20 protein-coding genes and 1 tRNA gene are annotated in these 18,160 nt (G+C 72.0%); 12 read left to right on the forward strand and 9 right to left on the reverse strand.

The features are described 5' to 3' along the window. Nucleotides 1-121: 121 nt before the first annotated feature. From ACIBR0_RS04145 to ACIBR0_RS04160, 4 genes are all read right to left on the reverse strand, one after another. The gene (locus tag ACIBR0_RS04145; RefSeq protein ID WP_396712612.1) at nt 122-919 is read right to left on the reverse strand and encodes an ABC transporter permease subunit; all 798 of its coding nucleotides are present in this window, start codon (nt 917-919) and stop codon (nt 122-124) included. Then, complete coding sequence (locus ACIBR0_RS04150; RefSeq protein WP_357034428.1) at nt 906-1,817, reverse strand: ABC transporter ATP-binding protein; 912 nt, start codon at nt 1,815-1,817, stop codon at nt 906-908. The genes ACIBR0_RS04145 and ACIBR0_RS04150 overlap by 14 nt, the downstream gene beginning before the upstream one ends. Next, a complete protein-coding gene (locus tag ACIBR0_RS04155; RefSeq protein WP_396712613.1) occupies nt 1,810-2,289 on the reverse strand; it encodes a GbsR/MarR family transcriptional regulator in 480 nt (159 codons plus the stop codon). Before ACIBR0_RS04155 ends, ACIBR0_RS04150 begins: the two co-directional genes overlap by 8 nt. A gap of 205 nt (nt 2,290-2,494) precedes the next feature. Continuing rightward, a complete protein-coding gene (locus tag ACIBR0_RS04160; RefSeq protein WP_396712614.1) occupies nt 2,495-3,079 on the reverse strand; it encodes an NADPH-dependent FMN reductase in 585 nt (194 codons plus the stop codon). A gap of 93 nt (nt 3,080-3,172) precedes the next feature. Between ACIBR0_RS04160 and ACIBR0_RS04165 the strand changes: the two genes are divergently transcribed. From ACIBR0_RS04165 to ACIBR0_RS04185, 5 genes are all read left to right on the forward strand, one after another. Continuing rightward, nucleotides 3,173-3,652 carry a MarR family winged helix-turn-helix transcriptional regulator gene (locus ACIBR0_RS04165; protein ID WP_396712615.1) on the forward strand — a complete coding sequence of 160 codons (480 nt, stop codon included), beginning with the start codon at nt 3,173-3,175 and terminating at the stop codon, nt 3,650-3,652. Nucleotides 3,653-3,708: 56 nt separating this feature from the next. Next, nucleotides 3,709-6,114, forward strand: coding sequence for a thiamine pyrophosphate-dependent enzyme (locus ACIBR0_RS04170; RefSeq protein ID WP_396712616.1), 2,406 nt, complete (start codon nt 3,709-3,711; stop codon nt 6,112-6,114). Between the two features lie 111 nt (nt 6,115-6,225). After that, nucleotides 6,226-6,663, forward strand: a complete 438-nt coding sequence (locus ACIBR0_RS04175; RefSeq protein ID WP_357034416.1) for a DUF3052 domain-containing protein — start codon at nt 6,226-6,228, stop codon at nt 6,661-6,663. Between the two features lie 81 nt (nt 6,664-6,744). Further along, nucleotides 6,745-7,212, forward strand: coding sequence for a peroxiredoxin (locus tag ACIBR0_RS04180; RefSeq protein ID WP_357034415.1), 468 nt, complete (start codon nt 6,745-6,747; stop codon nt 7,210-7,212). Between the two features lie 89 nt (nt 7,213-7,301). After that, nucleotides 7,302-7,376, forward strand: a tRNA-Val gene (locus tag ACIBR0_RS04185). Nucleotides 7,377-7,492: 116 nt separating this feature from the next. On the opposite strand, the gene ACIBR0_RS04190 is transcribed toward ACIBR0_RS04185, so the two are convergent. Next, on the reverse strand, nt 7,493-8,197 hold the full coding sequence (locus ACIBR0_RS04190) for a response regulator (protein WP_396712617.1): 705 nt from the start codon (nt 8,195-8,197) through the stop codon (nt 7,493-7,495). Continuing rightward, nucleotides 8,194-9,450: a sensor histidine kinase gene (locus tag ACIBR0_RS04195; RefSeq protein ID WP_396712618.1), complete on the reverse strand. Its 1,257-nt coding sequence runs from the start codon at nt 9,448-9,450 to the stop codon at nt 8,194-8,196. The genes ACIBR0_RS04190 and ACIBR0_RS04195 overlap by 4 nt, the downstream gene beginning before the upstream one ends. A 373-nt stretch (nt 9,451-9,823) precedes the next feature. Between ACIBR0_RS04195 and ACIBR0_RS04200 the strand changes: the two genes are divergently transcribed. The 5 genes from ACIBR0_RS04200 to ACIBR0_RS04220 all read left to right on the forward strand — a co-directional run bounded on the left by ACIBR0_RS04200 (nt 9,824) and on the right by ACIBR0_RS04220 (nt 14,384). After that, nucleotides 9,824-10,750, forward strand: coding sequence for an ABC transporter ATP-binding protein (locus tag ACIBR0_RS04200; RefSeq protein ID WP_396712619.1), 927 nt, complete (start codon nt 9,824-9,826; stop codon nt 10,748-10,750). 53 nt (nt 10,751-10,803) lie between these two features. Further along, nucleotides 10,804-11,580 carry an ABC transporter permease gene (locus ACIBR0_RS04205; RefSeq protein WP_396712620.1) on the forward strand — a complete coding sequence of 259 codons (777 nt, stop codon included), beginning with the start codon at nt 10,804-10,806 and terminating at the stop codon, nt 11,578-11,580. A 292-nt stretch (nt 11,581-11,872) separates the two neighbouring features. Continuing rightward, a complete protein-coding gene (locus tag ACIBR0_RS04210) occupies nt 11,873-12,487 on the forward strand; it encodes a dihydrofolate reductase family protein (RefSeq protein ID WP_396712621.1) in 615 nt (204 codons plus the stop codon). Nucleotides 12,488-12,521: 34 nt separating this feature from the next. Next, nucleotides 12,522-13,319: an alpha/beta fold hydrolase gene (locus ACIBR0_RS04215; protein ID WP_396712622.1), complete on the forward strand. Its 798-nt coding sequence runs from the start codon at nt 12,522-12,524 to the stop codon at nt 13,317-13,319. 60 nt (nt 13,320-13,379) lie between these two features. Next, nucleotides 13,380-14,384 carry a CehA/McbA family metallohydrolase gene (locus ACIBR0_RS04220; protein WP_396712623.1) on the forward strand — a complete coding sequence of 335 codons (1,005 nt, stop codon included), beginning with the start codon at nt 13,380-13,382 and terminating at the stop codon, nt 14,382-14,384. 28 nt (nt 14,385-14,412) lie between these two features. Here ACIBR0_RS04220 and ACIBR0_RS04225 read toward each other — a convergent pair whose 3' ends face one another. Both ACIBR0_RS04225 and ACIBR0_RS04230 read right to left on the reverse strand, forming a co-directional pair. Beyond that, entirely contained in the window at nt 14,413-15,336 is a 924-nt protein-coding gene (locus tag ACIBR0_RS04225) for a phosphotransferase family protein (protein WP_396712624.1), read from the reverse strand. 41 nt (nt 15,337-15,377) lie between these two features. Then, nucleotides 15,378-15,956, reverse strand: coding sequence for a dihydrofolate reductase family protein (locus tag ACIBR0_RS04230; RefSeq protein ID WP_396712625.1), 579 nt, complete (start codon nt 15,954-15,956; stop codon nt 15,378-15,380). 76 nt (nt 15,957-16,032) lie between these two features. Here ACIBR0_RS04230 and ACIBR0_RS04235 point away from each other — a divergent pair, with 76 nt between their 5' ends. After that, on the forward strand, nt 16,033-16,614 hold the full coding sequence (locus tag ACIBR0_RS04235; RefSeq protein ID WP_396712626.1) for a TetR/AcrR family transcriptional regulator: 582 nt from the start codon (nt 16,033-16,035) through the stop codon (nt 16,612-16,614). A gap of 72 nt (nt 16,615-16,686) precedes the next feature. Beyond that, nucleotides 16,687-17,838 carry a polysaccharide pyruvyl transferase family protein gene (locus ACIBR0_RS04240; protein WP_357034398.1) on the forward strand — a complete coding sequence of 384 codons (1,152 nt, stop codon included), beginning with the start codon at nt 16,687-16,689 and terminating at the stop codon, nt 17,836-17,838. Nucleotides 17,839-17,861: 23 nt separating this feature from the next. On the opposite strand, the gene ACIBR0_RS04245 is transcribed toward ACIBR0_RS04240, so the two are convergent. Then, on the reverse strand, nt 17,862-18,068 hold the full coding sequence (locus ACIBR0_RS04245) for a hypothetical protein (RefSeq protein ID WP_357034396.1): 207 nt from the start codon (nt 18,066-18,068) through the stop codon (nt 17,862-17,864). Nucleotides 18,069-18,160: the final 92 nt, after the last annotated feature.

Consider the following 18,160-nt stretch of genomic DNA (forward strand, 5'->3'; position numbering starts at 1 on the left):
CGGCCCCCCGCCCGCCCCCCCCCCCCCCCGGCGCGCCCCCGCGCGGCCCCCCCCCCCCGGGGGGGTCCGGCGCCCCCCCCCCCCCCGGGGGGGTGTTACGCGGGCGCCCCTCCTTACACCGTCATACGGCGATGTCGCGGCGGGCGAAGGCGGCGGTACCGGCGGCGACGAGCAGGGCGGCACTGCCGAGCAGCAGCAGGGCGCCGGCCGGCTGCACACCGTCGACCAGCGGGGACCCGCCCAGGTACCAGTGGAACGGCGACAGCTCCTGCGCCCACCTGAGCCCCTCCACCTGGGGGAACACCGAGTTCGCCAGGTAGCCGAGGACGGCGACGCCGGCGCCGGCGCCCAGGGCCATGGCCCGGCGGCCGGTCGCGGCCCCGGCGGCGAAGGCCAGCGCGGCGAAGGCGAGCCCGAACAGCGCCAGGTGCAGGGTCATCGCGGCGAAGCCACCGAGGGTGATGCTGTCCAACTGTGCCGGCCCGCGCAGGGCGACCAGGGCGAGCCCGAGCAGCACGGTCACCAGCACCACTCCGGCCGCGACGGCGGCGAAGCGGAGCAGGGCCAGCCGGACCCGGCCCACCGGGTGCGCGAGCACCAGGTCGAGGGTGCCGGCCTCCTCGTCGCCGGCCACCGCCCGGGCGCCGGCGGCGATCGCGAAGACCGCGACGAGCAGCGGGACCAGCAGGCCGTAGACCGCGCTGCCGAGGTACCCGGCCGCGCTGGTCAGGTCGCTGTAGTTGAGCGCCTCCAGCAGCCCCTCCGGGTACGCCTCCAGCGCCTTCGTCATCTCCGGGGTCTGCATGGTCGGCCAGAAGGCGGCGTACATGGTGCCCACGGCGGCGATCGCGACGGCCCAGCCGACCAGCGACCGCCGCGCGTCGTGCAGCGCCTTGGTGAAGGGGTCACGCAGCAGCACGGGTGGCCTCCTCGCGGGAGTAGTAGCCGAAGAAGAGTTCCTCCAGGTCGGGCTCCTCGCTGAGCAGCCCGACGACGGTGTGCCCGGCGGCGGCCTTGACCAGCGCGTCGGCGCGACCGTCGAGGCGGCACCGCAGGACGGCGCCGCTGACGTGGACCTCGCTCACGCCGGGCAGGGCCGCGAACTCGGCCGCGTCGACGGGGCCGGCGAAGGTGACCTCCACCTTCCGGACGGCCCGTTCGCGTAGCTCCTCGACCCGGGCCACGGTGACCATCCGACCCTCGCGGACGATACCGACCCGGTCGGCGGTCTGCTGGACCTCGCTCATGACGTGGGAGGACATGAAGACCGTACGGCCGTCGGCCCGCGCCTCGCGGACCATGGCGAGGAACTCGTGCTGGAGGAACGGGTCGAGCCCGCTGGTCGGCTCGTCGAGGATCAGCAGCTCGGGGGAGTGCATGAACGCCTGCACCACGCCGACCTTCTGCCGGTTGCCCTTGCTCAGCCCCCGGATCGGCCGACCCAGGTCGAGGTCCAGCCGGGCGGCCAGGTCGTCGATCCGGGCGCGGGGCACCCCGCCGCGCAGGTTGCCGAGGTAGGTCAACAGCTCCCGGGCGGTCTGCCGGCCGTCGACGACGAAGTCACCGGCGAGGTAGCCGATCCTCCGTCGCAGGGCGACGCCGTCGCGGTACGGGTCGCTGCCGAGCACGCGTACCCGGCCGGCGGTGGGCCGGATCAGGTCGAGCAGCAGCCGGATCGTGGTGGACTTGCCGGCCCCGTTCGGGCCGAGGAACCCGTACACCTCCCCGGGTTCGACCCGCAGGTCCAGGCCGGTCAGGCCGCGGTTGCGGCCGTACGTCTTGACCAGGCCCTCGGTGTGGATGGCGGGCTCAGCCATCGCGGTCTCCCTTCGCCCCGTACTCGGCTTCGAAACGTTCGACGAGCTGCGGCATCTCGCGCTCGATGAAGGCGTAGAAGTCCCGCATCATCCGCAGCCGCTCGGTCCCCGGGGCGTCCTCGCCGCCGACGACGTCCAGGCCGCGCTCCATCAGCTCGCGGAACACGCGGAACTTGGTGGCGTCGGCGGCGATGCGGATGATCGCGTCCGGCCGGACCTCGTACGCGTGGCCCCGGTGGCCGGGCACCGGCACCCGGCGGGCGAGCCCGCTGGTCTCCAGCAGCCGCATGCCGGTGCTGACCGAGCCCTTGGAGAGCCCGAGCGCGGCGGCCAGCTGCGTGCTGGTCTGCCACGGCGGATCGCAGATCAGCAGCCAGCCGAGCAGCTTGCCGTACGCGGGCGGCAGGCCCAGCCCGCCCAGCACCACGGCCGCGTCCTCGGCGTACCGGCGCTGGTCGGAGAGTTCCGACATCGTTCCTCGTTTCGAACGTTCAATAGGTTCTGAACATACGGTACACCGCCGTCGCCCGTTTGCCCAGAGCCGAACGCCCCCGGCCCATGAACAGAACGGACGTGGTGGTCCGGTGGGGACCACCACGTCCGTTCTGCTCATGGCGGGTGTTAAGCGGGGGCCCTTCCTCTACCGCAGGCGTTAAGCGAGGGCCCTTCCTTGCACCTCAGGCGGCGGCGGCTAGTTGGGCGATGCGGATGCGGTTGGCCAGGGCGTCGAGCAGGCCGCGCAGCAGGGCCTCGGTGGTCTCGTCCTTGATCTCACCGTCGACGGTCAGCTTCTCGTGGGCGTTGGTGACGATGACCTCCGGCTTGCTGAGCACGGCGGAGTCGGTCCACAGGAAGAGCTGCCGGAGCTGGAGCTGGGCGCGGACGGTGCCCATGCCGGTAGGGGCGGCGCCCATGATGGCGACCGGCTTGTGGGCCAGCGGCGACACCCACGAGGTGACCGGGAAGGTCGGCCGGGAGGCCCAGTCCAGCGCGTTCTTCAGCACGCCGGGCACGCCGTAGTTGTACTCCGGGGTGGCGATCAGCAGCGCGTCGGCGGCGGCGATCTTCTCCCGCAGGTCGACCACGGGTGCCGGCGGCTCCGCCTCGATGTCCTGGTTGAAGGCGGGGATGGCGCCCAGGTTGTCGTACTGCTCGATGGCCAGGCTCTCGGGGGCGACCCGCTGGGCGGCGCGGATGAGCGCGGTGTTGAACGACGCGTCCCGCAGGCTCCCCGAGATGGCGAGGATCGAGAAGTCGGACATGGGAATCTCCTCTGTTCGTGGCCCATCGCCAAGCGCGTGAGCAGGTCAATAGTAGAGATGCTCAACTGTTGAATGGCAAGTAGGATGTGAGACATGGCGCAGAACACCGTCCCGGCGGGATCCGACGTGGGCGACCGGACCGTGGTCGCCGGCGACGCCGTGCGCCGGATCATGCACATCGCCTCGGCCATCCGGCACTACCAGGACGTGGAGATCGCCGAGCTGGGCCTCACCCCGGCGGCCGCCCGCGCGCTGCACCAGCTCGACCCGGACCGTCCGCTGCCCGCCCGTGACCTGGCCGAGCAGCTGCGCTGTGACCGGTCCAACGTGACCGCCCTGGTCGACAAGCTGGAGCAGGCCGGGCTGGTGGAGCGCCGCGTCGACCCGGCCGACCGGCGGCAGAAGACGCTGGTGGTCACCGACGCCGGCCGGCGGACACGGGCGCGGGTCCACCAGGTGATGTCGGACTCCCGTCTCCTCGCCGGTCTGACCACCGACGAGCTGGCCACCCTGCGTGAGCTGGTGTGGAAGGTATCCGACGGCGGCTGCCCGGAGACGGACTGCGGCAGTTAGGTCACCACGCCGGCGGTGGATCGTGTCCGAGTGGGCGGGGACGGCGCTCGTCGGTAATGCTGTCCGACGTGACCACCCCGCAAGATCTCGACGACCGGTTCCGCGACAGGCTCACCGCGCTGGACGCCGCTGACGAGCGGCGTGACCGGGCCGAGCCGGTCGGCGACGGTGCGCTCCTGACCGGCGCCCGGGCCCTCGACCTCTTCGACGCCCAGGTCGTCAGCCGTCAGCTGGACCTGGCGGGGCGGTGGCTGCGCAGCTTCTCCGAGGGCTTCTACACGATCGGCTCCGCCGGCCACGAGGGCAACGCCGCGGTGGCGGCGGCGCTGCGGCCCACCGACCCGGCCCTGCTGCACTACCGCTCGGGGGCCTTCTACTGCGTCCGCGCCGCCCAGGCCACGCCACCGGTGTCCGAGGAGGACGCCGGGGAAGGCGGCGACGCGCCCATCGACGCCGCCGGACTCGTCGGGGACGGGCCCTTCACCCCCGCGTACGCCGAGGCGGCCCGCGACGTGCTGCGCGGCATGGTCGCCTCCAGCCGGGAACCGATCGCGGGCGGCCGGCACAAGGTCTTCGGTCGAGCCGACCTGGCCATCGTCCCCACCACCTCCACCATCGCCTCGCACCTGCCCCGCGCGGTCGGCCTGGGTCTCGCCGTGGAGCGGCTGCGTCGGCTGGACCCGGCCGGCCGGCGTACCGGCAACGGGGTCCGCATCGGCGGCGGCGGGGGAGCGGAGCACGCACCCTGGCCGCCCGACGCGATCGTGGTCTGCTCGTTCGGCGACGCCTCCGTCAACCACGCCAGCGCGACCGCCGCGTTCAACACCGCCGGCTGGTCCGACCACGCCGGCCTGCGCATCCCGGTGCTCTTCGTCTGCGAGGACAACGGGCTCGGCATCAGCGTCCGCTCGCCGAAGGGCTGGGTGGAGACCGCGCTGCGGTCCCGGCCGGGGATCCGCTACTTCGCCGCCGACGGCGGCGACCTCGTCGAGGCGTACGCGGTGGCGACCGAGGCGGCGGCCTGGGTGCGCCGGCACCGGCGCCCGGCGGTCCTGCACCTGTCGACCGTACGGCTGATGGGCCACGCCGGCGCGGACGCCGAGACCGCCTACCGCACCACCGCCGAGATCGACGCCGACCTCGACCGGGACCCGGTCGTCGCCGCCGCGGCCCTGCTGGCGCGGGCCGGTGTCGCCACCGGTGCGGAGCTGCTGGCCCGCTACGACGAGATCGGCTGGGAGGTGCGCCGCATCGCCGAGGAGGTGCTCGACGAGCCGAAGCTCGCCAGCCCGGCCGAGGTGGTCACCCCGCTGGCGCCCCGCCGGCCGGTGCGGGTCGGCCGGGCGGTGGCCGACGCGGCGGCGCGGGCCAGCGGCCCCGGCGCCGCCGCGCGGGCCGAGGCGTTCGGCGGAAAGCCACCCGAGCTGTCCGGCCCGCTGACGCTCGCGCAGAGCATCAACGCGGCGCTCGCAGACGGGATGCTCGACCACCCGCAGATGGCCGTCTTCGGCGAGGACGTCGCCGTCAAGGGCGGGGTGTACGGGGTCACCAAGGGCCTACGTGACCGCTTCGGCCCGGCCCGCGTCTTCGACACCCTCCTCGACGAGACCTCCATCCTCGGGCTGGGCCTCGGTGCCGGGCTGGCCGGGATGCTGCCGGTGCCGGAGATCCAGTACCTCGCGTACCTGCACAACGCCGAGGACCAACTGCGCGGCGAGGCGGCCACCATGCAGTTCTTCTCCTCCGGCGCGTTCCGTAACCCGATGGTGGTGCGGGTGGCCGGGCTCGCGTACCAGGAGGGCTTCGGCGGGCACTTCCACAACGACAACTCGGTGGCCGTACTCCGGGATGTGCCCGGCCTGCTCATCGCGGTGCCGGCGCGGCCGGACGACGCGGCGGCCATGCTGCGGACCTGCCTGGCCAGCGCCGCGGTCGACGGCAGCGTCTGCGTCTTCCTGGAGCCGATCGCGCTCTACCACACCCGCGACCTGTACGCGGACGGTGACAACCAGTGGCTGGCCGAGTATCCGGAGCCGGGAGCCTGGAGCAGCGGGCACGTGCCGGTCGGCCGGGCCCGGGTCTACGGCGTCGGCTCCGCCGAGGACCTGACCATCGTGACGTTCGGCAACGGCGTCCGGATGTCGCTGCGGGCGGCGGCCGCCCTGGCCGAGGAGGGAGTCGGCACCCGGGTCGTGGACCTGCGGTGGCTCGCCCCGCTGCCGGTCGGCGACCTCATCCGGGAGGCCGCCGCGACCGGCCGGGTGCTGGTGGTCGACGAGACACGCCGGTCCGGAGGGGTCGGGGAGGGAGTGATCGCCGCCCTGGTGGACGCGGGATACGTCGGAGCGGCGCGGCGGGTTGCCGGAGTCGACTCGTTTGTACCATTAGGCCCGGCCGCGCATCAGGTACTGGTCTCCGAGGAAGCCATCACCCAGGGTGCCCGCACACTGCTGGCACGGTAAATTCCGTTCCACCCGGTGCGCCACTTGCGCGGGGAGCCACAACTGTGTGGACTTTGCCTGATGGCGTCGCACGACGCCGCGAGCAGGGATGAGATGAGGAGGCACGCGACAGTGAGCGCGACCGCTGGTCAGGCCGCCGACGGGGTACGCAGCCTGGCGGACCGGTTCGGGATCGAACCGGGGATGGTCGTCATGGAGATGGGGTACGACGACGACGTCGACCAGGATCTCCGGGACGCCCTGACGGACCGCTGTGGAGAGCTGGTCGACGAGGACACCGACGAGGTGGTCGACGCCGTGCTGGTGTGGTACCGCGACGGCGACGGTGATCTTTTCGAGCTCCTCGTGGACGCCCTCGGCCCGCTGGCCGACAACGGTGTCGTGTGGCTGCTCACGCCCAAGGCCGGGCGCGAGGGGCACGTCGAGCCGAGCGAGGTCGCCGAGTCCGCGCCCACCGCCGGCCTCCAGCAGACCTCGACCATCAACGCCGGGCGCGACTGGAGCGGCGCCCGTCTCGTGCTGCGCCGGGGGGCCAAGGCCAAGAAGTAGCCGGACATCCCCCGCACCCGGCGGCCCGGTCCCGCCGGTGTGACAGGCTGGTGCCACCCAGACCCGACCCGAGGAGCTCGCATGCCCATCGAGGTTGGCGCCGAGGCGCCCGACTTCGTGCTCAAGGACCAGAACAACCAGGAGGTCCGGCTCTCGGACTTCCGTGGCAGGCGCACCGTGCTGCTGGTCTTCTACCCGCTCGCCTTCACCGGCATCTGCCAGGGCGAGCTGTGCGAGGTGCGGGACAACCTGAACGACTACGTCAACGACGACGTCCAGGTGCTCACGGTCAGCGTCGACTCGGTCTACGCCCACAAGATCTGGGCCGACCGGGAGGGCTACCAGTTCCCGCTGCTGGCCGACTTCTGGCCGCACGGCGGGGTCGCCCAGGCGTACGGGGTGTTCAACGAGGTCGCCGGCATCGCCAACCGCGGCACCTTCGTCATCGACCGGGACGGCGTGGTCCGCTTTGCCGAGATGAACATGCCGGGCGAGGCGCGCGACCAGCAGAGCTGGCGCAAGGCGCTGGCCGACGCCGTCGCCGGCTGATCCGTCCCATCCGGGCGCACGACCGTACGAACGGGCCGGCGGAGGGCAGGGTAAGCTTGCCAGCCTCCGGCCCGCCGTACGGGCGTTCCGGGCGCGTAGCTCAGTGGGAGAGCACTCGCCTTACAAGCGAGGGGTCGCAGGTTCGAAACCTGCCGCGCCCACCATGTGCCACCAGCACCAAGACCAGTCCGGAGATCGTGCAGTCGGACCTCCGGCCAGCCGGCTCTTCCCAGCAGCGCAGGAGCACCCAGGCGGGCACCTGTTTCGGGCAGGCAGGCCCTCAGACCGTCGCTAACCCGGTCTGGTATGCGACGATCACCGCTTGCACCCGGTCCCGTAGCCCGAGCTTGGCCAGGATCCTGCCGACGTGACTCTTCACCGTCGTCTCCGACACGTACAGATCGGCGGCGATTTCCGCATTTGACAGACCGCGGGCGACGAGCGTCAACACGTCGAGTTCCCGTTCTGTCAGAAGACTGAGGCGGGGATGCGTACGAGCCCTCAAGTCATGATCATCTGTGGTGGCGGGAAGCCGCTGGGCGAACCTCTCCACCAGCCTGCGGGTGACCCGAGGAGCGATGACGGCATCGCCGGCAGCAACAGCGCGCACGGCACCGGCCAGGTCGGCGGGCTCCGCGTCCTTGAGCAGGAAGCCGCTCGCGCCTGCCCGCAGGCCCGCGTATACGTACTCGTCGAGGTCGAACGTGGTCAGGATCAAGACCTTCGAGTCCGGTAGCTCGCCGGTGATGCGGGCGGTCGCCTCCAGCCCGGACCCGCCGGGCATCTGCACGTCGAGGAGGACGACGTTCGGTTGCAGGGCACGGGTCATGGTCACCGCAGCGTTTCCGTCGCCAGCTTCACCCACGACCTCGATGTCCGGTTCGTTTTCCAGCACGAGCCGGAACCCCATCCGAACCAGGCTCTGGTCGTCGACCAGCAGGACGCGGATGGGGCAGTGGACCCCGTCGTGGCCGGTGTTCGTCATGACGGCACCTCCTGGTCGTACTGCAGCGTTACCCGTACCCGCCAGCCGTCAGGAGTGGGACCGGCCTCCACCGTGCCTCTGTGCACCGCCACACGTTCCCGCATGCCGGCCAGCCCGTATCCGGAACCGGAAGCCACCGGGCCGGCAGTTCCACCAGTATTCGACACCGTTGCCGTTACCGACTGATCTGACCGGTCGAGGGTCACCTCCACACAGCTCGTGTAGGGAGCGTGCCGCAGGACGTTGGTCAGACACTCCTGCACGACGCGGTACAGCGTGTGCCGCAAGCGGAAATCTCGTGGCAGTGCCGGACCACGTTCCACCAGGCGGGCGGGCAGCCCTACCTCCTGAAAGGTCTTCACCAGGGTCGCGACGTCGTCAGGCGCCGAAACAGCAGCCGGGCCTCCGGCTGTCTCCCTCGCCTGGCCGGAGTCCTCGCGCAGCACCCCCACGATGCGGCGCATGTCGCGCAGAGCGGTTCGGCCGGTACTGCTGATCTCGGCCAACGCCTCTCGGGACCGTTCCGGCCGCTTGTCGAAGGCGGCGGCTGCACCATGCGCGAGCGTCACCATCACCGCGACAGAGTGGGCCACCACGTCGTGCATCTCGCGGGCCATCCGGGTCCGCTCGGTGGCCGCCGCCAACTGCTCACGCTGGTCACGCTCCAACGCCAGCCGCTGTGCGCGTTCTTCCAGCGCCGTCACCTGGACCCGCCGGCCCCGGACCGTCAGCCCCAGGGCGAGAGCGACAAGAGTGGCCAACAGCACCCCGAGCACGGCGGTCAGTAGCGCCTGCCCACGTGTGGTGGCCGGCGCGACGGCAGGAATCCGCAGCGCGGCCAGGTAGGTGAGCCACGAGACCACCAGGACCGTCACCCACGCCACCCAGGTCACGCTCGGTGCTCGGTCGACGGCCACGGCGTACACCGCGAAGGCGACACCTACTTCAGTGGCGATGGGGTCCCCGATGATGGCCACCGTAGCCACGAGCACCGCTGTGGAAGCCGCCAAGGTGAAGAGTGGCAACCGCCGTCGCACCAGCAGCACCGCCGCCTGAACCAGCGAACCAGTGCCCGCCACCACCTGATCGGTGGCCGTCAGATCCGTCCCCGGCCCCGTCATGGTCAGCGCGGCCACGGCCAACAGGCAGATGGCAGCCGCCCAGTCGCCGCGCCGGCGATCGGCGGTGAACCACTCCCGCAGCCCGTACGCCAGTTTCGCCGGCGCCACCACCGTCGTGTGGATCGTGGCCATGCGCTTCTCCAGAGATTCCGATTGACGCCAACGACTACCACGCCGGCTGCTGCCCTCGACCGTCGGTATACCCGTTACCCTCCGTGCTGATGTCCGCGTCGTTCTGATGGCGGGACCTGCCGATGCTCACGCTGCCGGGCCTCCGCGACGTAGCCGGTCGCCGCGCCACGTTGACGAGCGGTATGAGGTCTTTGGCCCCCGGCCCCCGCCTGCCGGACGCTGCGGCGGCGCCCTGTGCACTGCTACCAACGGCGGAGCCGCTCCTCCTTAGGAAGGAGACCCTCCCAGTCCGATTCATCCTGCGGTCTGTCCGTCGCCGTCGGCCAGCTCCATACCATCGAATACGACTACGCAACGTGTTCGAGGAGAGGGCATGATCGAGGCGCGTGACCTTACCAAGCGCTACGGCGACAAGACCGCCGTCGACGGCGTCTCATTCACGGTGAGGGCGGGAACCGTGACGGGTTTCCTGGGCCCCAACGGGGCGGGGAAATCGACGACCATGCGCATGATTGTCGGGCTGGACCGGCCGACAGCAGGCGGCGTGACTGTCAACGGAAGGCCGTACGTCGCTCACGCCGCACCGTTGAAGGAGGTCGGCGTACTACTGGATGCGAAGGCCGTTCACACCGGTCGCAGCGCCTACCACCATCTGCGCGCCATGGCCGCTACGCATGGCATCTCGAACCGCCGGGTGCGGGAGGTTATCGAGATGACCGGACTGGATGCGGTGGCCGGCAAACGGGTCGGGGGTTTCTCCCTCGGTATGGGTCAGCGGCTCGGCCTCGCCGCCGCGCTACTGGGTGACCCACAGACGCTGATCCTCGACGAGCCGGTCAATGGCCTCGACCCCGAGGGCGTGAGATGGGTCCGCACCATGCTCCGTCACCTGGCGAGCGAAGGACGCACCGTCTTCGTCTCCTCGCACCTGATGAGCGAGATGGCGCAGACCGCCGACCACCTGCTCGTCATCGGTCGAGGGCAGATCGTTGCCGATGGGCCCCTGAAGGACGTCATCGAGAGCAGCACACAGCCAACCGTGCGGGTCGTGGCACCTGATCATGTGAAGCTCACCGAGCTCCTTACCGCCCGAGGCGCCACCGTCACCACCGTGGCCCCGGGAAAGCTGGAGGTCGCAGGCCTGACCAGCATCGAGGTCGGCGAACTCGCCGCCGACCGTGGCATGGCGCTGCACGAACTCACGCCGATCAACGCCTCTCTCGAGGACGCCTATCTCTCGCTGACCCGGGACGAGGTCGAGTACCGATCCGAGACGACGATGAAGGAAGCCAGCCGATGACCACCCACGCCACCATCCAGCGATACGGCGCTCCCGGGCCTACTGTCCGACCGGTGTCCTTCGGACGCGTACTTCATGCTGAATGGATCAAGCTCTGGAGTCTGCGCTCGACCTACTGGACGATCCTCGCCACTCTCGCCGCGATGGTGCTCATCGGCGTCATGCTCGGCGTCGCATCGCTGACGGATGGAGGTGCAGCAGGTCCCGATGGTCGGATGGCGATCGGGCTGGGCTACAGCTTCGCCCAGGTCGTCGTCGCCGTGCTCGGAGTACTCACCATCACCGGCGAGTACTCCACCGGCATGATCCGGTCCACCCTCGCCGCGGTACCCACCCGGCTGCCCGTCCTGGCGGCCAAGGCGGTCCTGGTCGCGACGGTCGGGTTCGCACTGGGTGTGGTGGGGGTGGCGGTCTCCTATCTGGCCAGCTATCCCCTGCTGGGACCGGACAACGTGGCGAGCCTTGCCGATGCGGAAGTGCGACGGATCTTCTGGGGTAGCGGCCTCTACCTTGCGGGTGTCGGTCTGCTCAGTCTGGCAATCGGGGCGATCATCAGGCACAGCGCGGGCGCGATCACCCTCGTGCTCGGTGTGCTCCTGTTGCTCTCGACACTGTGGCAGCTGCTGATGATGACCTCCGACTGGTTCACCAGGAGTTACGCCTATCTGCCGTCGGTCGCTGGGGAGCGGATCGCCGCGCCGGAGGCCACCGACAGCGTTGCTGGAGTGCCGCAGGCACTCGCCCCGTGGCAAGGTTTCGCCGTCTTCGCGCTGTATATCGGTGTCGCGTTGACGGTTGCCGCGGTGTTGCTCAGGAAGCGGGACGGTTAGTCGTAGTGACCATGCGCGGGTCAACAGCGGCTACTGGCTGTTTCCCTGGGGCAGCCTGCCGCCCGGGGTCGTGGGCGTTGGCCCGCTGGCCGAGCCGTCCGGCCTCCGCGCGGTCTTCGAAATCATGGGTGTTGGGCGCTCACCCTGTCGGCGGCATGGCCAGGTCACCGACGGCGGTGAGGCCGTGACCCAGATCACAGGGCAGATGTGGGCGGAGTGTCGGATCGGCGGGGGCCCGACCGTCGACAGGGTGAGAGCCGGAAACGGTACCGGCGACACCAGGAGGAGAATCATGCGACTCACGGTCACCAGCTTCCTGACCCTGGACGGCGTCCACCAGGCGCCGGGAGGACCCGACGAGGACCGCAGCGGCGGGTTCGACCTCGGTGGCTGGCTGCCGCCGCACTTCGACGACGCGGTCGGCGCGTACATGAGTGGGATCTTCGAGGAGGCCGACGCGTTCCTGCTCGGCCGACGGACGTACGACATCTTCGCGGGCTACTGGCCGAACGCGGAGGAAGCGGGCGACCCGGTCGGGCTCGCCCTCAACCGGCTGCCCAAGCACGTCGCCACCAGCCATCCGGACGACCTGGCGCCCTGGAACGGCGCCCGGGCCCTGGACGGCGACCTCGGCAAGGCGGTCACCGAGCTGAAGAACCAGCCCGGCCGCGAACTCCAGGTGCACGGCAGCGCCGCGCTCGTCCAGTCGCTGATGCGGGAGGGGCTGGTCGACACGTACCGGCTGCTGGTCTTTCCGGTCGTCCTGGGCCGCGGACGGCGACTCTTCGCCGACGGCGTGCCCCCGGCGGGCCTGCGGCTCACCGACAGCCGGACGTCCGGCAGCGGCGTGCTGATGCTGACCTACGACGCGGCCGGCGCACCGACGTTCGGCTCGGTGGGCGGCTGAGCCCCGGCCGCACCGCTCGGCTTGGATGGGAGGCATGAGCTACGCGGAGATCGACGGGCTGCGCCTGTGGTACGAGGAGCACGGCACCGGTCGCCCGTTGGTGCTGCTGCACGGCGGGTACGGCGCGGTGGAGATGTTCGCGCCGATCCTGCCCGCCCTGGCCGAGCGCCGCCGGGTGGTCGCGGTGGACCTGCAGGGGCACGGGCGCACCGCCGACGTCGACCGACCGCTGCGGTACGAGTCGCTGGCCGACGACGTCGCCGCGCTGATCACCCGTCTCGGCCTCACCGGGGCGGACGTCATGGGCTACTCGCTCGGCGGCGGGGTGGCCCTGCGGACCGCCGTCCAGCACCGGGCGCTGGTCCGCCGGCTGGTGGTCGTGTCGGCGCCCTGCCGGCGGAGCGGCTGGTACCCGGAGGTGCTCGCCGCGATGGCGCACCAGGACGAGGCGTTCGGCGAGCGGATGCGCGGCACGCCGCCGCACCAGCTCTACGCCCGGGTGGCGCCCCGGCCGGAGGACTGGCCGCGGCTCTGGGCGAAGACCGGCGACCTGCTGCGCCGCGACTACGACTGGTGCGCCGAGGTGGCCGCGCTGACCCTGCCGACACTGCTGGTCTTCGCCGACGCGGACTCGGTCACCACGGCGCACATGGTGGAGTTCTTCGGCCTGCTCGGGGGCGGTCACCGGGACGCCGGGTGGGACGGTACGGACCGGCCGGCCGCCCGGCTGGCGGTGCTGCCGGGGCTGACCCACTACGACATCGTCGGCTCACCGGCGCTGCCCGCCGCGGTCCTGCCGTTCCTCACCCATCCCGCGACCGCGCCGGGCTGAGCCGCCGGCGACGGGGTCGCGGGACCGCCGGCCGGACCCGGCGATGGGTACGCTGCCGGGGTGACGGAGTGGATCCCGCCACCTCGGTTCCCGCCGGTACGGGCGGCGGGGCGGGGGAGGGGCTGGTACCGGGGAGACTGTCACGTGCACTCGGCGCGGTCGAACGGCGCGGACCTGACGCCGGCGCACCTCGCCGCCGCCGCCCGTACGGCCGGGCTGGACTTCATCGCCGTCACCGAACACAACACGTCCGACACCCACGGAGCGTGGGGCCCACTCGCCGGTGACGACCTGCTGGTGATCCTCGGCCAGGAGGTCACCACGCGGACAGGGCACTGGCTGGCGCTCGGCATCGAGCCGGGGCAACTCGTCGACTGGCGGTACGGCGTCCGGGACGATGTGGTCGGTCGCCATCTCGATGAGGTCCGTCGCGTCGGTGGCCTCTGCGTGGCGGCTCATCCGCACGCGCCCTACCCCTCCGGAGTCTTCATGTATCCGTGGGACGGTTTCGACGTGGTGGAGGTCTGGAACGGGCTGTGGACCTCGGATCTGCCCTGGAACGCCGACAACGAGGCGGCCCTGGCCGAGTGGGGTCGCAACCTGGCCGTCGATCTGCACCGGGGGCGGCTCCGGCCGGCGATGGGCAACAGCGATACCCATCTGGAGGGACAGATCGGGGTACCGCACACGGTTGTGCTGGCCGACGAGCTGAGCACGGCCGCGATCCTCGCCGGCATCCGGGCCGGCCGGAGCTGGATCGCCGGGGCCGCCGACGTCGAGCTGGCGCTCACGGTCGTCGCCGGCGGACGTCACGCCGGGCTCGGTGAGCGACTGGAGACCGGCGGCCGGCCGGTGGAGGTGCGGGTACACGTCGACGGTGTGCCGTCCGGCACGGTGAGCATGCACACCGAGCGGGGCACGGCGCACCGCGAGTCCCTGCCCGGCGGCGGCACGGGCTCGGTGGAGTGGCTCACCAGCGCCGAGGAGTCGGCCTTCGTCCGGGTCGAGGTGCGCGACGCCGCGGGACACCCGGCGGCGCTCACCAACCCCGTCGTGCTGGCCTGACGGGTCAGGCGGGCGCCGCCGCCCGCCGTCAGGCGAGCCGCCGGGCGACCCAGGGGAGCAGCGCCTCGGCCTGGGCGCGTTGGAACGCGCGGACGGTCGGGATGCCGGGCGGCGGCGGTCGCCGGGCACCGTCGGTGAAGAAGCCGGCCATCCCGGCGTACACGCCGGTGAGCGCGGCCGGGTCGACGTCGGCGGTGAGCGGGGAGCGGCGTAGCACCGCCTCGGGGTCGTGTCCGCCGTGCAGGGCGACGTTCACCAGCAGGATCGCCGTGTCCAGCCAGGCCGGACCGCACCCGGCGTGCGGCCAGTCCACCACGGTGACCCGGCCGGCGTCGTCGACCAGGAGGTTGTCGGCCCGCAGGTCGAGGTGGCAGAGCGTGTCACCGTCGAGCGCGGCGAGACCGTGGCCCGCGGCCTCGCGCAGCTCGGTCAGGTGGGCCCGGGCCCAGGGGTCCAGGTCCGGCGGAGGGTCGGCGGCGATCCGGTGCCAGCCGGCGAAGTCGTCGGTGAGCTGCGCCGCCACGGTCGGCGCGTGCGGGACCGGGTTCGGGGTGACGGCCACCGCCAGGGCCTCCAGCGCCGTGAGCACGGCGGCCAGCTCGTCCGGGCGCCACGGGAGGACCGGGTGTCGTCCGTCCACGTCGCTCAGGACCAGCGCCACCCACTCGCCGTCGTCGTGGACGCCGAGCAGGCGGGCGGCCGGTGCGTACGCGGGAAGGGCGGCGGTGTTGCGCGCCTCCGCGCGGTGCAGGCGGACGCTGTCGGCGTTCTGTGCCGGGCTGACCGCCTTGACGAACGCCCGCTGCCCGCCGGCCGTACGGACCCGGTCGGCGGTCCCCGGGGAGAAGCCGCCGGGCTGCGAGACCGCCTCGACCACGCGGTCGCCGAGCACGTCCTCGACGGCGGCGCGCACGTCGCCGGGCAGGTTCGTCCAGCCGATCCGGGTCCCCATGGCTCCACCGTGGCCGGACCGGCGGACGCCGGGCAAGCGGATTACGCCGGCTCGGGGCGCGTGTAAAGCAGGACGACGGTCCCGCTGGCGAGGGGCAGGCTCTCGACCAGCCTGAACCGGTGCGGTTCGAAGCCGCGCGAGGCCAGCGGTACGCCGCTGCCGACCAGGACCGGGTTGAGCTTGAGCACCAACTCGTCCACCTCCGGCAGCAGCTGACCGGCCAGCTGCCCGCCGCCGCAGAGCCAGATGTCCCCGCCCGGCTCCCGCTTGAGCGCCCGCACGAACTCGGCCGGGTCGCCGGCCACGATCTCCACCTCCGGCTCGGTGGACGGGGGCAGCGAGCGAGAGAAGACGTACTGCCGCAGGTGCGCGTACGGGCTGGTGATCCCGATCTTCAGGGCCGGGTCGTACGTGGCGCGGCCCATCACCAGCGCGTCGAAGCGGCCCTGCGGGTTCTCGACGCCGAACTGGGGGTGGGTGAACGTGGGGAGGGTCTGCGGCCAGTGGGTCGCGATGTGCGCGGCCAGGTCGGGTTCGAGGCCGAAGAAGTCGGGCGACCCGTCCGGGGCGGCGATGAAGCCGTCGAGGGTGCTGGCGACGTAGTACACGAGCTTGCGCAAGCGGACTCCTGATTCACTACGGATGTTGTGGTTGAGAGCGTACGACAACTGTCGTGGTTGTTGCTAGGGTCTTTTCGTGGCACGGAACGTGGAGCGGCGGGCGGCCCTGGCGGACGCCGGGTTGCGGGTCCTCGCCGCGACCGGCGCGCGCGGTCTCACCCACCGCGCGGTCGACGCCGAGGCCGGCGTGCCGATCGGTACCGCCTCCAACTACTTCCGGTCCCGCGACGCGCTGCTCGGTGCGCTCGGGGAGCGGATCATGCAGCGGTTCGCCCCGGACGAGGCCGTGCTGGCCGGTCTGGCCACCCGGGAGCCCTCACCGGAGCTGCTGACCGACTACGTCCGCTACATCGTCGAGCGCACCACCCGGCAGCCGGACCTCACCCGGGCGCTGATCGAGCTCCGGCTGGAGGCCGCCCGCCGTCCCGACCTGGCCGCGATCCTCGGCGACACGCTGCGCCGGGGCTACCGCGACGACGTCGCCTTCCACGTCGCCGCCGGGCTGCCCGGCGGGGCGTTCGAGGTGGCGCTGCTGCACTACGCGGTCGACGGGCTCCTCCTCGACCTGCTCACCACGTCGATCGGGGCCGGGTTCGAACCCGACGACGTGGTGGCGGCCCTCGTGTCGCGCCTGGTGGGGGCGGCCGACGCGCGGTGACGCCCCGGCGGAGGACTGTTCCCCGGCGCACCGGGAAAACGGCCCGCGACGTACTCCGGGGAGGGGCGACGGATGACGCATGGCGCCGGTCTGACCATCGGGATTCTCGGCTCGTACGGCGGTCGCAACCTCGGCGACGAGGCGATCCTCACCGGCCTCCTGGCCGACCTCCGGGAGCAGGAGCCCAACGCGAGGATCATCGTCTTCTCCCGGAACCCCGCCCACACCCGTGTCGTCCACCCCCACGTGGAGGCGGTGCCCTGGGAGGGCGTGAGCCGCACCGACTCCGCGCTCGTGCTGGCCCAGCTCGACCTGCTGATCCTCGGCGGCGGCGGCATCCTCTACGACCGTGAGGCCCGCCGTTACCTGCGGGTCGTCCGGGTGGCCCAGGAGCGGGGCCTGCCCCTGCTCACGTACGCGGTCGGGGTGGGGCCGCTCAGCGAGGGCATCGACACCGGCATGGTGCGCGAGACCCTGGCCAGCGCCACCCAGGTCACCGTCCGGGACCAGGAGTCGCGGATGGCGCTGGAGGAGGCGGGCCTGCTCAACCCGATCACCGTCACCGCCGACCCGGCGTTCCTGCTCGAAGCCGAGGACTTCCCGGCGCACCTGCTCCGCGAGGAGGGGGTGCCGGCCGGCAAGCGGCTGGTCGGGATGAGCGTACGGGAGCCCGGGCGGGCCGCCGAACGCCTGGACGTGGACGGCTACCACCGCCTGCTCGCCCAGATCGGCGACTTCCTGGTGCACCGGATCGACGCGTACGTGCTGTTCGTCCCGATGGAACGCGACGACATCCGCCACTCACACGGGGTGCTGTCGCACATGACCTCCGCCGACCACGGCCGGATCCTGCACGGCACCTACTCGCCGCAACAGGTGCTCGGTCTCATGCGCCACTTCGACCTGGCCGTCGGCATGCGGCTGCACTTCCTGATCTTCGCCGCGATGGTAGGCACGCCGTTCCTGCCGCTGCCGTACGCCGGCAAGGTCTTCGACCTAGCCCAGCGCCTCGGCGTGCCGGCCCTGCGGGGCGTGGAACGCGAGGTCGAGGGCCCGCTGCTGGCCGAGGTCGACCGGCTCTGGGACGAGCGGGAGCAGCGCGCCGAGGCCACCGCGCGGCGGGTGGCCGAGGTCTGCGAGGACGCCCGCGGCACCTCCCAAGTCACCCGGGCCGTCCTGGACAGCATCCGCAGTCGGGCCCTGACCCGCTCGAGCGCCGCCTGAGTCGGACGGCGGCCCCGCCCGGGTCAGACCGCCGGGCCCCGCCAGCAGTAGCGCCACTGGCCGCTGCCCGCGTCGGTCGACTCCAGCTCGTAGATCTCCGCTCCCGCCAGACCCTCGGCACCGATGTGGTGGTGGGTCAACGGCGGTCGGCCGTTCGGGTCCAGCTCGACCGTGACGCTCTGCCCGTCGGCCGTGCCGCCCACCAGGGGAATCTCTACCGTTGATGCCATGCGCCCATCCTGCACCGGCCGGCGCGGGCGCGCAGCGGATAGCGCGGGGCGGCGCGTGACCCACCCGTCGCCCGCAGTTTCGGGGAAAGTGT

It is taken from the genome of Micromonospora sp. NPDC049497, assembly GCF_044465805.1.
GTDB lineage: Bacteria > Actinomycetota > Actinomycetes > Mycobacteriales > Micromonosporaceae > Micromonospora.

Coding starts and splice junctions, on each gene's coding strand:
- ACIBR0_RS04150 (WP_357034428.1), bottom strand. CDS start 1,817: ATGGCTGAGCCCGCCATCCACACCGAGGGCCTGGTCAAGACGTACGGC.
- ACIBR0_RS04155 (WP_396712613.1), bottom strand. CDS start 2,289: ATGTCGGAACTCTCCGACCAGCGCCGGTACGCCGAGGACGCGGCCGTG.
- ACIBR0_RS04160 (WP_396712614.1), bottom strand. CDS start 3,079: ATGTCCGACTTCTCGATCCTCGCCATCTCGGGGAGCCTGCGGGACGCG.
- ACIBR0_RS04165 (WP_396712615.1), top strand. CDS start 3,173: ATGGCGCAGAACACCGTCCCGGCGGGATCCGACGTGGGCGACCGGACC.
- ACIBR0_RS04170 (WP_396712616.1), top strand. CDS start 3,709: ATGCTGTCCGACGTGACCACCCCGCAAGATCTCGACGACCGGTTCCGC.
- ACIBR0_RS04180 (WP_357034415.1), top strand. CDS start 6,745: ATGCCCATCGAGGTTGGCGCCGAGGCGCCCGACTTCGTGCTCAAGGAC.
- ACIBR0_RS04190 (WP_396712617.1), bottom strand. CDS start 8,197: ATGACGAACACCGGCCACGACGGGGTCCACTGCCCCATCCGCGTCCTG.
- ACIBR0_RS04195 (WP_396712618.1), bottom strand. CDS start 9,450: ATGGCCACGATCCACACGACGGTGGTGGCGCCGGCGAAACTGGCGTAC.
- ACIBR0_RS04200 (WP_396712619.1), top strand. CDS start 9,824: ATGATCGAGGCGCGTGACCTTACCAAGCGCTACGGCGACAAGACCGCC.
- ACIBR0_RS04210 (WP_396712621.1), top strand. CDS start 11,873: ATGCGACTCACGGTCACCAGCTTCCTGACCCTGGACGGCGTCCACCAG.
- ACIBR0_RS04215 (WP_396712622.1), top strand. CDS start 12,522: ATGAGCTACGCGGAGATCGACGGGCTGCGCCTGTGGTACGAGGAGCAC.
- ACIBR0_RS04225 (WP_396712624.1), bottom strand. CDS start 15,336: ATGGGGACCCGGATCGGCTGGACGAACCTGCCCGGCGACGTGCGCGCC.
- ACIBR0_RS04240 (WP_357034398.1), top strand. CDS start 16,687: ATGACGCATGGCGCCGGTCTGACCATCGGGATTCTCGGCTCGTACGGC.
- ACIBR0_RS04245 (WP_357034396.1), bottom strand. CDS start 18,068: ATGGCATCAACGGTAGAGATTCCCCTGGTGGGCGGCACGGCCGACGGG.